This window comes from Robinsoniella sp., assembly GCF_034124845.1.
The window spans coordinates 1-13,852 of record NZ_JAWYAJ010000412.1; the positions used below are offsets into that span (position 1 = coordinate 1).

Here is a 13,852-nt window from a genome sequence, read left to right on the forward strand (position 1 = left end):
ATTGTTTAAACTCAACAAAAACTTATAAATTTAGATCTGCTGGTGCTTATAAAGTTTATCAACATTTATTACTAATAATACCTGAAAAAAGAGCGCATTAAAGTGTTCTAAACTGGTTGTTTATACCTGCTGGAATTACCTGATGTCATGAAAACTGACAACCCTAGGAAACTGCTGCACAGCAGTTTCCTTACATCATCTCTGTCCAAAATCAGGATCTTTTTTCTTTTTTATTAATCTGTATAATTTCTTATAACAATGTACAACTTCCCGTTTTTCTTTTCCAGAAACCAACATTTTTCCATACACGCTCCTGTCAAATATCTCCCCGATCACAGTACAGTCATATCCATATCCACGTTGTACAATTTGGATTAAATCGTCACTTCCCAAGGTCGTTTTTTTCTTCATTTTCTTTAAAATAATCTTCCATAATCTATGGTATACTTTCCTGACAGACTGCTCATTTGTACAAAATAATATACGGAACCGAAACCATAATTCACCTGCTAATGTTCGGATGATCATAAGAAGACTCATTCCGATTGCACAAAAAGCAATGATAATCAATATACTTTGGAAGGTAATGGTTTCCCACCATTTTGTTACTGTATCTGCAGATTTATCCTCATATTCCTGGCTTAAGGATACTGTTGGTTCAAAGACCATCCATCCCAGACCTTTAATAAAGATTTCCACAAATGCATGGGAGTTTTTTGCCCTGACAACATATGCCCCTTTTTCTTCATTATATTCACTTGCCTTAAAGCCTTCCATATACCTGACATTCAGTCCAAGGGTTTGGGCCATTAACGCCATGGAAGTTGCATATTGGGTGCAGGCACCACGTTTACTGTTCTCCATAAAATACTCTGGTCCAAAAACCGGTGGTACATATGTGGCATCATAGATATAATCTCCCTCATGAAAATATTTTTCAAGGGCTTTTGCTTTATCATAATCTGTTTTGGCATCTGATGTAATTTTCAATGCCTTTTCTTTTATATAATCCGGATAATAGTCGAACTGTCTTTTGATATGATCTGAATAGGCAAAGGAAAATGCTTCATAGTAGTCCACATATTCATCATCAAATACTTTTCGTAATCTGTCATAAGCATCCTCATCCAGTTTCGATAGAAAATTTAATATTTTATCGGGATCTGACATTTCGTTTTTCATGTATTTTACTGTGTAGGGGTATGATGAACTTCCATTGATTGCCATCATTTTGTTCACGTCCCATAACACGGGTTGCTGTAATTCCTGAGCAAATTTTCCCTCATAAGAGTAGGGCGGATGCGGCAGCATGGTGAAGATCATATTCGGTTCCAGGTAGACTGTTTTATCAATAGAATTAATGGCTTTTGAAAGCTCCGGCTGTACATCCGGAAAACTTTGTTTCAGCTCTTTTTTATTTCGTAATATCTCATCTATTTTGGTATACAGTTCTTTCAAATTAAAAGGATTCTGCTGAATATCAAGCGCTTCAAAGCCATCACTATCTTTCATTTCCCAACTGTGATTATCCCAGTTATAAAAGGTATAAAACTGGCGTTCCAGATACAGCGGTTCATCTGCATATACATATAGCAGAATCTGGTCATCTAAATCTTCCTTCCCCTTGGTGTTCCCTGACTGCTTATTCAGGTGTCCCAGATTTGCATTTGAGTTTACATCCATCTGAAACATAACCAGTAGCCGGAACTCTTCTCCAAAAGGTGCCAGATTTCCTTTGGGCATCAGAGAAGCCGGAACTAAAAGAATACCCAAAAGCAAAAATGCATACCACTTATATTCTTTGGTAATTATATAAGTATAATTATTCTCTTCCCGCATCTGACGGCAATGCAGGATTGTCATAAAGTACATGAAGCATAAAGTGATAATATATACATGGGAAAATATTCTGCCTACTTTTAAAAAAAGCAGCATCGGCATGATTACAATCAAAAAATTAAGCAGACTATTTTGCATCACATTGGAACAATAATAAACCAGGGATCCAATCAGAAAGCATATGAACACCATGATACCCGTCTGCAGAAAAATATTCGTTGTATATACGCCGCCAAAAATAACATCTTTGAATTCACCAACCGTTTTACCTGCTGCCATACAGCACACCCATACAACAATCAAAGTAGTAACGATACCCAGACAATAATATAACGTCCCTCTCCTGGTGTTATCTTCTTCAATAAAATAAAAGAAACAAAATAACACTGCCTGAAATAATAAAACGACAATACTCCAAACCAGGATATTTTGTATGTATAAAGTAAGGATAATACCACAGACAAACGTTGCATATACAAGAGGTACTCCATTCTTTTTTATTGTGTTCAGCATAAATGTTTCCTTTCTTCCATCATCAGGTAATTCTTTGCAAATAAAATTCTTCGGTAATCAAAAACATATCCGGAGCAGTAAACAGATTCTCTCCTCCGATTACCGTTATCACCTGATTTCCCAGAGTTTTAATTTGGGATTTCAACCTTTCATTCATGCCTGTCGTGAAGATAATATATCCCCCTCTGCTATCCGGAATCTGATCATATAGATTAAAGCTGCGATAGCTGTTGTGCTCAAATTGAAACCTGGACATCTTCCATTGCAGAGCTCCCAGATCTTCCATTGCATTTAATGATGTCTGTTGAACCTCTCCTTCAAAAAAGCAGTACAGTTCACAACCGGACCCATTTTCTATAAATTCCTTTATCACTCCCAGCATTCCCTCAAGAACCCGCTGTTCCTTATAAATTATCTGGCTTCTCTGGATCTTGGGCCAGGCATCCCCATCCACATATGAATCCAGTATAAAGACCGGGGGTGAACACATAGCGTAGTCATCCAAACGCAGCATGTATTTCCCTCTGCGCTCTGATAATTTCCAGTTAATTCTTTTGATCGGGTCTCCCGGCTGATATTCCCGGTATTCATATCCTGGCATGGCTGATCTTTGATCTAAAGCTTCCCTGGATTCCTTTTCATCCTGAGAATCATCTGCAATCCTGAAGCAATTCCATATACGCTCATCTTCTATTAATACATCCGGGATATCCGGTACAATCTTGATTGTTTTTTTAATCTTCTCATCCTCAGCAACCGCTTCCTGAAAACTGATAAATCCAAATAAATCGGTAACGGTTACATAGGCTGCTTTCAGATTGCACTCTCCCCACATGACCGCCTGATATTCCTTATCGTATGACAGGCTTTGCCTGCCGCCAATCGATAAATGATACTGGTCTTTTCCAACATATTGAATATGATTCGCTTCGGTTAAGATAACTTCCAGCCCCAGAACCGGCGGCAGACTATGATTCGTTACGGTAACTGATATTTTCCCTTTCTCCCCTTTCAGGAGAACTGTTTTCTGAATGTCTATAGAAACCTCAAGCTTCTTCACTACAGCAAACGCACCGCCAATTGACAGGATAGGTGCTGCCAGATACATCCCTAAGAAAACCAATGAAAAATCCATATCAATAAACAAGCCGATTAAAATAATGCCAAGACCGGTCAGTAAGTATTCTTTTAGTTTATATATCTTAATTTTTCCCATAATTATTCCCTCGAATAGTACAATCAGCCTTGCGCTATTCCTTAATTAGTATTTGAAACGATTTTCTTCCAAACTTTTCATTTTTCTATGATGTCACTGAGATATTTTCCAGTAGGTCGTTAATAAATGATCTGGAATCCTTAAATTTTACCTTTCCTTTTCTGGATAGGATCATACGATGAGCCAGAATATCCACCGCAATTGCCCTTACATCATTAGGCGTTACATAGTCACGGTCATCCATATAGGCAAGCCCTTTTGCCGCTTTAAAGAGACTGATGCTCCCTCTTGGGCTGATTGCCAGGGAAACATTCTCATTAGACCTGGTTGCCTGAACAAGATCCAGAATATATTTTTTAACCTCGTCCTGAACCCGGACCTGTTCAACCTCTTTTTGCATAGCCGTTACATCTTCAATGTTCCATACCGGATTCAATGACGTTTTTAAACTTCTCACACTGTTTTTATTTAAAATTTCCATTTCACTTGCATGATTGGGATACCCGATGGATAACCGCATGAAAAACCGGTCCATCTGCGCTTCCGGCAAATGATAGGTACCATAGTTTTCAACAGGGTTTTGAGTAGCAAACGTAATAAACGGTTCTGGAAGCGGGTACGTTTTTCCATCCACACTGATCTGATTTTCTTCCATAACCTCCAATAACCCCGACTGTACTTTTGGTGAAGCCCGATTGATTTCATCTGCCAGCAGAAAATTACAATTTACCACGCCTTCCCGATACACCATCTTCTTAGTCTCAGGATCAATCATCGTATACCCGATAATGTCGGAAGGCATAATATCAGGAGTCAGCTGTAATCGGTGAAATTCGCCGGCAACAGACTGGGATAAAGCAAGTATCAATTGAGTTTTCCCGGTACCTGGCACATCTTCTATCAATACATGTCCATTGCACAGCATTGCAAGAACTACTTTTATGACCGAAAGCTTTTTTCCGACGATTACTTGTTCAATATTTCCGACTAACTGTAGAATTTTTTGATTCATTGGTTTTCCTCTTTTCAAAAATTTGTAATACTTTTTCCTCTTAATTATTATATTTTATTGTAATATAATTTTTCTATTATATACTAAAATCGTGAAAAGTGGCTTTATAATGTATTGAAAGGTCGACTTTATGTCATATATATCAAATAATCCAAAGCACATATCTATACGTGCAGAAAATTAATAAAAATAAGGCGTTGAAAAATAGAAATTAGATCTATTTTCCAACGCCCTAAACATAACCCCTATATCAAAACCCGCTCTTCCATCGCCAGCATCGCCGCCTGTCTGGCATGTATATAAGTGGTATCAAACACAGGAATCTTCGTATCCTCCTGCTTCACTAATAACCCGATCTCCGTACATCCCAGAATAATACCCTGGGCACCTTTTTTCATAAGTCCGTCAATAATTCTTAAAAATTCTTTTTTGGATTTCTCCGAAATATTGCCCTGACACAACTCCTGATAAATCACAGAATTAATTATTTCCATATCCTGGATATCAGGAACAATTACATCTACCTGCTTCTCTTTCAGGTTCTCCTTATAAAACTCCTGCTGCATGGTGTACTTCGTTCCCAGAAGACCTGCCTTCTCAATGCCCTGCCTTCTTAATTCCACAGCAGCAGCTTTTGCAATGTGAAGAATCGGAATCTCAATTTCCTTCTCTATCTGCGGGACCACTTTATGCATTGTATTGGTACAAATGATAATAAAATCAGCCCCTGCTTTTTCAAGTGTTTTTGCTGCTTCTGTCAGTATATGACCGCTCTTTTCCCATTCACCGTTAGCCTGGCATTCTTCTATTTCCTGAAAATCTACACTGTATAATAAACATTTGGCAGAATGAAGACCGCCTAATTTATCTTTCACCACTCTATTCAGGATCTGATAATAAGTAACTGTACTCTCCCAACTCATGCCTCCAATTAAACCAATTGTTTTCATTACTAAAATTCCTCCTATTAAACAGGCTTTTTGCAGCCAGATACGATTTACATCACATTTCCAATAAAAAGTATAACTTTTTATGAAACCTGTGTCAATGCACAGTCGCAATTTCATCATCAGATACCGCTGCCAGAGCACCAAAAAAGTGCCGGCACACTTCTGCTGCGCACCAACACTTTTTATTTTCTTATAAAATCCCAAACTTATCCGAATATAAAACGGTTATACCTCTCCATAATCTCCTGCTTCCGATGCCTGGATACCGGGAGTTCTTTTTCATTTTTTAACAGAATCCGGTCCTTTTCCAGGCTTTTTATGTAAGACATATTGACGATATAACTACGATATGGCTGTATAAAACAAGCCGGTTTTAATTCCTGATAAAGCATACTCAGATTCTCATAAGTAGTAAACTCCTGATTCTGTGCATGGATAATCACCTTATTGTTGAATGATTCGATATACTCAATGGACTTAAGTGGAATGGAAACCTTCCGGTATCCGCACCTCACCTGGATGCAAGCCTCCGAACAGGAAATGCTGAGCCTGGCAAAACAGTCACAGATCTGTGAATATACCACAGGCTTCAGCAGATAATTCACTGCGTATAAGCGAAATGCCTCCACCGCATAATCACCTATGCCGGCAATAAATATCAGTTTTCCCTGATATTCTTCACAGATTTCTTCTGCCAGCTTCATACCCCTGCATTCTTCCATTCCCACATCGAGAAATATCACGTCATAACAATATCGCTTCAAAGCATTTTTCATAGAAAAGATAGATTGATGCAGATGAATTTTGATATTCATAGAATTTTCGTATCCATAGCGGTTAATATAAGACTTTAAAACCTCTGAATCTTCCGTACAAGTATCACAAACAGCGATAAGCATATCTCAACACCTCCCAAAAGCGTAAATCTGCTTAATTGTAATAAAACAGGTTTTGTCAGTTTGTGCAATTCACTTGTAATAAGGCGCAGGTTTTTGTAATAAAAATCACGAAAACGGACGAAAACATGTTATAATAATACAGATAATAAAAATAGGAGAACCGAATATGAAAATAGCTATCTGTGATGACAATACACATGATTTAGACAACCTGACGCAGCTTCTGGAGGATTATTGTAGAGATCAGCAAATACCTATTGAACTATCTGTCTATTCATCTTCCAGAGAACTCCTTGCGGACTTTGACAAAAACAGATTTCCCCTTATTTTTCTGGATATCTACATGAAATCCCCGGACGGTATGCAGACAGCTAAATTGCTGCGCAAGAAAAATACCTGCTTTCATCTCATTTTTACTACAACCAGCCTTGAACACCCTTTACAGGCATTTAGCGTATCAGCTACCGATTATCTCATTAAACCAATCACTTATAAATCACTGGGAGAATCCATGAACAAGTGCCGGGAGCTTCTGGATCAGGCCGCACATTATCTGGTTGTCAAAAACAAAAAACTGTTACGCAACATTTTAATACATGATATATACTGGACAGAAAGCAGGGGCAGGATAACCATACTGCATCTTGAAGATGAGATCATCGAAACATACCTCTCATTTCATGAACTAAAAAAGCAGGTCGCCGGACTTCCATTTCTGGACTGTATCAGAGGCTGCCTTGTCAATATGAATTACATAGATACCGTTCTGGAGCATGATTTTCTACTTAAGAACAAGGAAACAGCTCCTATCCGTCTGCGGGGGGCTTTGGCTGTAAAGCAGTCCTACTACGATTTTCTTTGGAGCCGTACAAGAAAGGAATCCATTTAAATGAAACATGGTTTTACATTTTTTATATACGGTACGCTGATCATCACTCTGTGTCTGTTATCCTCCATTTTATGTCTTCCGGTATCCGCATCCGTTCCGGAACCAGGCAGCACTGTTATGGTATATTCCCAGACTGAACTTATGAACTGGTTTGATACCCATCCAAACGGAGGGGAGATCGCATTGGGCAACAACATCGACGCCGGTAAATATCTTACACTGAATGCCATATCTCCAGTGACCATACATATGAATGGCTACGGATTTAAGATTCCCCAATATGGATACATGAGCATATCCGGTGAGGTCACAATAATCAGCATTGACAACCCTCAGCCGGTAATAGAATCAGCAACAGCCACGAACATTTCTTTTAGTAGAGGCGTCAAAATAAAAGTGGTAAATGGCTGCGGGATTTCTTTTATGGGAAGCGCAGATTCTGAATTAGTGTCCGGCGACAGCAGTTGTTTAATCAGTAGTTTTTTCAATATGTCCGTTTCCGGACGGAAAAGTATTGGTATCAAAAGCAATGGTAATATTTCACTAAATAGCTTTAATATAACTTTATCAAAAGGCGCATGCGGCATTAAAGCCTCAGGAAACGTTACTTTGTTCCTGGCAGGGATCACAGGCAATGGCAAACCGATACAATCACAGGGGGCAATTACATTAGACTGCTGCGGCATGACTGTAGTGCCGTCAAATGCATCTGTTATTAACAGGACGGTAACATTAAATGATTTATATCCTAATTATATAATATCACCAGGTTCTAAGGAATCTTTGTTGTACAGACTTCCATTTGCTCTTCAATTTACGTTTCAATCCGATGACCCAGCTGTACCTGATCGTCTCTCCTTGTTACCCGTTACCTGGAATGTTGAAAATATAGATACGGAGACACCTGGCATTTATGAACTGACAACTTATAAGGAAGACTTTCCGATCCTGGGACTGGATTATTACTTTCCCCAGATAAACGGAACCGTTCTCGTCACTTCACCCGGCAGTTACTATTTGTACAGCGCAGCTTCTATCGGGAAGAATGTCCGTATCTATTTCTATATGCCACCTGCTAAGGAATCAATTATCGAACTTTATTTTTCCACCGATGCCGGTTCTTCCTGGAAACCATTTGACGGCTATACTTATCTATATCCCGGTGAACTTTATCTGGAAACATACCTGGATAAAAACTTAAGCTATTTATTTCAGGCGGATATTACAATAGATGGGATTACCACCAGGACTAATATCCTGAAAATTGAATATAAACAGGATGGGACAATTACCCCTCAGATCACGGATGGAGACCGGGACGGAAGTGACCGGGATGATCAGCCGGTAATCCCCCCTGGCGGTGGAATAGCACCACCAGGTGAAACGTATCCTCCAGATGATTCCCTGCGGCCGCCATCACCGGATGACAGCGATTCCACTGAAAAACCGGAGGCAAATCCTCCTGACACAGAGACGGAATATCCTCCTGAAGAATTACCTGACGGTACACCGCCTTCCGTTAAGCCCCCTGCATCCGGATCCACTTCCGGTCTGCCGCCCGCTTCCGGATCTACTTCTGATCCGCCTCCTGCTTCCGGATCCACTTCCGATTTACCTCCTGATTCAGACTCACTATCCGGTCTGCCGCCTGCTTTTGAATCATCTTCCGGCAGCTCACAGGATTCAGCGTTGGACAGCGCCTCCGATGCTGTGGATCAGAATTCACATCAAACTGACCAAAACCAGGTAACGGATCCACCGGATAAATCAGCCTCCTCATCAGATAATACGGAACAGGAAAAACAGGGCTCTTTTATGCAGGAAACCTCACCTGTTCTGAAGGCAAATGCCAGTGCCGGAACGGATCAAGGCGAAAGTAGTATCACGGATCCCATGCCTGTAGGAAAAGCCGGAAAAGTTTTGCCAAAACTGCTGCTTTTATGTTCTGCGGTCATTCTGGCATGCCTGACTCTGTATTGGAGGGGCCGGCGTAAATCTTAATACAAACAATAAATTCTCGGAAAGGAGTTTCCTCTATTGCAGAAACCTGGCAGACAGAAAGACAACTATCCCTTGCTACTTGCAGCTATCATATTGGCTGGCATTCTACTTTTTTCATTGAATGCCGTCTATAATAACAAATATACCCTGCAGACTCCACAGGGACAAAAGGGCGTGCTGGATCTGAGAAATTCGGATACCGGCTTTCTATATCTCATCGGCGGCTGGGAGTTCTACCAATACCAGCTCCTTACGCCTCAGGAAATCCATTCCAAGTCCCCCGTCTGCAGTAATTATGTATCCATCGGACAGCATGGGGGCTTTGAACTGGGGGATAAAGCCAAAAACCCCCACGGAAGCGCAACCTATCGGCTTACAATCCTGACCGATACCGCTTCTCCTCAAATGCTGGAGGTACCGGAGGTTTATTCTTCATGCCGTATCTGGATTAACGGACAGTTAGTCACTTCATTGGGAAGCGTAGATCCTGATCATTTTCAAAGGGGTATTGCAAACACCCTGATTACTATACCGGCATCTGATAAAATTGAAATCGTGATTCAGGCAACCGATTTGGACAGTCTATACAGCGGACTTACCTATCCCCCTGCCTTCGGCAGTCCATCCGTGGTTACAAGTCTTTCTATTCTGCGTCTGGTGCTTTATACCATGGCATTTACGGTTACACTTCTCATTGGGTTCTTTTATCTGTTTACACAGATGAAAAGCAGGCAGAAAAAGACTGCTGTCCTGTTCTTCCTGTTATGCATTTTTTATGCAGGATATATCAGCTATCCACTGGTTCATACCCTGGGCATGAACGGTCATTTCTGGTACCGTTTAGAGTCCTTCAGCCTGTATGCCCTGCTGTCGATACTGATTATACAGCAGGGCTCTATCTGCCGGATTCCAGGCAGATACCGTTTTCCAATGACTGCTCTCAGCCTGACGATATGCCTGGCTGTTCTTATTATGCCAATGCTATGGCAGGACAATATTAATGCCATGCTGCTCTACAGCAAGCTGTTAATGTATTATAAATGGATAGCCGCAAGTTACCTTATACTCAGTACCATGACTGCTATCCTGGATAAAGCCAGATATTCCAGGCGGTTGCTGGTGGGGTTCGGTTTCATGGGCTCCGCATTGGCAATCGACCGAATCTTCCCGTTATATGAGCCGATTATCGCCGGATGGCCCTTAGAAATAGCCGGATTTATAATCGTGCTTTTGCTCTTCAGTATCCTGTTTTCCGAAACCATCACCATGTACCGCAGTATGGTGATTTTAAAAGAACAGGAAAAATATGATAAGCGCCAGTTAGAAATGCAGCAGGAACAATATCAGCGTCTGATCTCATCCATAGAAGGTGCCGCCAAAAACCGCCACGACCTGCGTCATCACATCCTGGCAATCCGCTCTCTGGCTGAAAATCAGGAACAGGACAGCCTTTTGCAATATCTGGATCAGTTCGAAAATCATTTAAATTCCTCTGCAAATATCATAGTTTGCCAGAACCATGCCATCAATTCAATCCTGGTTCATTATCTGATCCAGGCAAAACAGGAAGGAATCCCTGCAGAAACAGATATCAGCCTGCCGGATGACCTGGGTGGTATTTCCGAAATCAATCTGTGTGTAATATTAGGAAACTGCCTGGAAAATGCACTGGAAGCATCCCGACGCATTCGAAAAGGAGATGCCCGTTTGCGGCTCTGTATTCAGCCAATGGGCTCAATGCTTTCCATTACCATAGATAACAATTGTGAAGACATTGCCGTAGCGGATGCAAAAGGCGGCTTCTTATCCGATAAAAGAAACCGGAAAGAATCCGGACTGGGCATATTAAATATCCGGACAGCAGTTGAACAATGCAACGGGATCGTAAAATTTGAAATTCTGAAAAAGGAATTCCGAATATCTATCTTATTGCCGATGAAAAAGTAGAATAAAGAAAGGCAGAACAATGCATCTTACCAAATGCATTGTTCCGCCTTTCCATTGAATCTGTTTACCCGTTCATTGACCATTACACAATTGTCAGGATATCGCTGAATCCTGTCATATCGAAGACATCCTGTACTTCCTCACATACATGGTGCAGCTCCATGGACCCCTGACGGTTCATCTGCTTCTGCGCCCCCAATAATACACGTAATCCTGCCGAAGAAATATAGTCCAGCTTTTCCATATCCAGTACCAGTTCTGCCGTATCCGGAAGCGATGTCTCCAGCTCCTTCTCAAGCTGAGGTGCTGTCATCGTGTCCAAACGTCCTTCCAGATCCAATACTAATTTACTTCCATCTTTTTTCTTTGTAATATTCATAGTTATACCCATGATGTATTGCGTATTATTTGCAATACAGCCACTTTCAGACAGGTTGAAAGAATTACAAGTGGCATCCTTCCTTCATCAATATTTTCTTTCAGCCTTATGATAAAAATGCAATAACAGAAATCCGCATAACTGCGGCAATTCATTGACTATGTATTTTCATGTTCCTTTTCATTATAAATAAATTTCAGGCTGACCGGCTTACCATTTACCACGAAACTCTGCCACTTACCACATCTTTTTCAAATTAATACTACTCAGACTTTAGCTGCTGTCTCTTCACCAGCTCCGAGAAAAATCCGCCCTTTGCATTTAATTCCTCATAAGTTCCATCCTCAATAATCCGGCCCTTATCCAATACGATGATCCTGTCACATGCTTTAATGGTAGAAAGTCTGTGTGCAATTACGATTCTGGTACTCTTTAATTCCGCCAGAGCATCTGACACCTGCCTCTGGGTAATATTGTCCAGTGCGGAAGTGGCTTCATCCAGCATCAGAATCTTGGGTTTCGGTGCTATGGCTCTGGCTATCATTAACCGCTGTCGCTGTCCCCCTGAAATGCCTCCGGCTCCTTCTCCTATCATCGTAAACATCCCCATGGGCATTTCCCGGATATCCTGGGCAATTCCTGCTTTTTCAGCAGCATCCCACGCATCCTGCAAAGCCAGCCACGGTGCTGAAATCGTAATATTGGCAAAGATGTCTCCGCTAAAAAGCTTACCATTCTGCATCACCACTCCGATTTGACGTCTGAGTGATTTCAAATCTACCTTCTGGATATCCCTGCCATCATAATAGACCGCCCCGGTATCCGGCTTCTCGAATCCCAGCATTAAGCGCATCAGTGTAGATTTGCCGCACCCTGTCGTCCCTACAATAGCCACATACTGGCCCCGGTTTATTTTGAGGCTCAGGTCATCAATGATTAGAGGCGTATCTTCCTGATAGCGGAAGGAAACCTGGTTTAATTCAATGGTTCCCGAGACTGATTTAACGATTTCTTTGTTTTCGCTGATTTCCGGCGGGGTGTCCAGGATGGGCTGCGCCAGTTCCAGGATGGGTTTGATCATGGCTACCGTTGAAACCGTGGCTACCAGTGACAGAATCGCGGTGCTTACCATGCCGTATGCCACATTAAAAGCAACATAATTGGATACTGTAATTGCATTTTTCACTGATACCCAATAGATTAGCAGCGTTCCGAACAATGCTACAGCCGGTGAAACTGCTTTTTGAATCTTAACCAGCATCGGCGGATTGTAATCTGCATCCGCTTCATTATGATACACACCCGCCCATTTTACAAATGCCCTCTTTTCACTTCCTGACATCTTAATTTTCTGGATACCGGAATAAAGAGCAAAAACTACCCCTTCCACTTTAGAGGACGCACGTATCTTTTTTCGAAGTACCCGAATCTGCCCCCATGCCCCCAGAAAAGCAATTATCAGCTGTATTAAGATAACAAGAAAAGCTGTTCCTGCCAACTGTGGAGAAATCTGAATAATCTGCAGAATATAGCTCAGTGAGAAGACTGCCATTAATCCCATACCCAGCACTCCATTTGCCAGAATACTGCAGATACTCTCCAGGGCGCGCACCCTGTTTGCCAGATCTCCAGAATTATAATTTTTAAAAAACTGTACAGGCATATTAATTACCCGTCCCATTACGGCGCTTTCCAGAATAACACTCATTTTCGTCTCTATTTTGGTCTGAACCAGAGTTTTGGTAATGTTCATTAGAAATGTTGAAATCGCGGCACCGAAAAGTAAAAACGCCACAGATAATACCATGGACATCTGTCCTGCCGGAATAATATGACTGAAAATCAGGGTATTGGCAGCCGGTGTAATTAAGCCCAGCAGTGTTACCCCAAGTGCTGCAAATCCCAGGAGCAGTTTATCATCCATACCGATATTCCCCAGTAAAAAAAGGATCAGATCCTTACCGGTGAGTTCCTTTTGCGGAAGCGGTCTGTAAAAACAAATAGCATCTTCTTTCAGCATCTCATTAATCGTTGCATCCACTTTTAGCTCTTTCCCGCTCTCATAATCAAAATAGCGGTAGCCGCTGAAAGCTTTTGGAATCAAAGCCACCGGCCTGCCTTCCTTTGTCTCTCCCAGTATCGGTCCCATACTGTCTTTCCACCATTTTCCCCGAAGACGCATATGGCGCCACATTACGCCGGACGGT

At 41.4% G+C, this 13,852-nt stretch carries 10 protein-coding genes; 3 read left to right on the top strand and 7 right to left on the bottom strand.

Annotated features, from left to right (window positions below):
• Positions 1-195: 195 nt before the first annotated feature.
• The 5 genes from ACH2DQ_RS20480 to ACH2DQ_RS20500 all read right to left on the bottom strand — a co-directional run bounded on the left by ACH2DQ_RS20480 (position 196) and on the right by ACH2DQ_RS20500 (position 6,429).
• Positions 196-2,352: a transglutaminase family protein gene (locus ACH2DQ_RS20480; RefSeq protein WP_395028088.1), complete on the bottom strand. Its 2,157-nt coding sequence runs from the start codon at positions 2,350-2,352 to the stop codon at positions 196-198.
• Positions 2,353-2,374: 22 nt separating this feature from the next.
• The gene (locus ACH2DQ_RS20485; RefSeq protein ID WP_395028090.1) at positions 2,375-3,568 is read right to left on the bottom strand and encodes a DUF58 domain-containing protein; all 1,194 of its coding nucleotides are present in this window, start codon (positions 3,566-3,568) and stop codon (positions 2,375-2,377) included.
• A gap of 85 nt (positions 3,569-3,653) precedes the next feature.
• Positions 3,654-4,580, bottom strand: a complete 927-nt coding sequence (locus ACH2DQ_RS20490) for an AAA family ATPase (protein WP_395028092.1) — start codon at positions 4,578-4,580, stop codon at positions 3,654-3,656.
• 245 nt (positions 4,581-4,825) lie between these two features.
• Positions 4,826-5,530, bottom strand: a complete 705-nt coding sequence (locus tag ACH2DQ_RS20495) for an aspartate/glutamate racemase family protein (protein ID WP_395028094.1) — start codon at positions 5,528-5,530, stop codon at positions 4,826-4,828.
• A gap of 206 nt (positions 5,531-5,736) precedes the next feature.
• Positions 5,737-6,429, bottom strand: a complete 693-nt coding sequence (locus ACH2DQ_RS20500; RefSeq protein WP_395028095.1) for a LytR/AlgR family response regulator transcription factor — start codon at positions 6,427-6,429, stop codon at positions 5,737-5,739.
• A 166-nt stretch (positions 6,430-6,595) separates the two neighbouring features.
• Between ACH2DQ_RS20500 and ACH2DQ_RS20505 the strand changes: the two genes are divergently transcribed.
• The 3 genes from ACH2DQ_RS20505 to ACH2DQ_RS20515 are packed head-to-tail and all read left to right on the top strand — an operon-like array spanning position 6,596 to position 11,266.
• The gene (locus ACH2DQ_RS20505) at positions 6,596-7,318 is read left to right on the top strand and encodes a LytR/AlgR family response regulator transcription factor (protein WP_395028097.1); all 723 of its coding nucleotides are present in this window, start codon (positions 6,596-6,598) and stop codon (positions 7,316-7,318) included.
• The gene (locus ACH2DQ_RS20510; protein WP_395028099.1) at positions 7,319-9,319 is read left to right on the top strand and encodes a hypothetical protein; all 2,001 of its coding nucleotides are present in this window, start codon (positions 7,319-7,321) and stop codon (positions 9,317-9,319) included.
• 36 nt (positions 9,320-9,355) lie between these two features.
• A complete protein-coding gene (locus ACH2DQ_RS20515; protein ID WP_395028101.1) occupies positions 9,356-11,266 on the top strand; it encodes a GHKL domain-containing protein in 1,911 nt (636 codons plus the stop codon).
• A gap of 82 nt (positions 11,267-11,348) precedes the next feature.
• Here the strand turns inward: ACH2DQ_RS20515 and ACH2DQ_RS20520 are convergent, their stop codons facing one another.
• Both ACH2DQ_RS20520 and ACH2DQ_RS20525 read right to left on the bottom strand, forming a co-directional pair.
• On the bottom strand, positions 11,349-11,645 hold the full coding sequence (locus tag ACH2DQ_RS20520) for an STAS domain-containing protein (RefSeq protein ID WP_395028103.1): 297 nt from the start codon (positions 11,643-11,645) through the stop codon (positions 11,349-11,351).
• A gap of 262 nt (positions 11,646-11,907) precedes the next feature.
• Positions 11,908-13,852, bottom strand: a 1,945-nt coding sequence (locus ACH2DQ_RS20525; RefSeq protein ID WP_395028105.1) for an NHLP bacteriocin export ABC transporter permease/ATPase subunit, incomplete at its 5' end; no start/stop codon positions are given.

Bases quoted from the DNA above. Each gene is read 5' to 3' on its own strand.
- ACH2DQ_RS20480 (WP_395028088.1), bottom strand. From the start codon at position 2,352: ATGCTGAACACAATAAAAAAGAATGGAGTACCTCTTGTATATGCAACG.
- ACH2DQ_RS20485 (WP_395028090.1), bottom strand. From the start codon at position 3,568: ATGGGAAAAATTAAGATATATAAACTAAAAGAATACTTACTGACCGGT.
- ACH2DQ_RS20490 (WP_395028092.1), bottom strand. From the start codon at position 4,580: ATGAATCAAAAAATTCTACAGTTAGTCGGAAATATTGAACAAGTAATC.
- ACH2DQ_RS20495 (WP_395028094.1), bottom strand. From the start codon at position 5,530: ATGAAAACAATTGGTTTAATTGGAGGCATGAGTTGGGAGAGTACAGTT.
- ACH2DQ_RS20500 (WP_395028095.1), bottom strand. From the start codon at position 6,429: ATGCTTATCGCTGTTTGTGATACTTGTACGGAAGATTCAGAGGTTTTA.
- ACH2DQ_RS20505 (WP_395028097.1), top strand. From the start codon at position 6,596: ATGAAAATAGCTATCTGTGATGACAATACACATGATTTAGACAACCTG.
- ACH2DQ_RS20510 (WP_395028099.1), top strand. From the start codon at position 7,319: ATGAAACATGGTTTTACATTTTTTATATACGGTACGCTGATCATCACT.
- ACH2DQ_RS20520 (WP_395028103.1), bottom strand. From the start codon at position 11,645: ATGAATATTACAAAGAAAAAAGATGGAAGTAAATTAGTATTGGATCTG.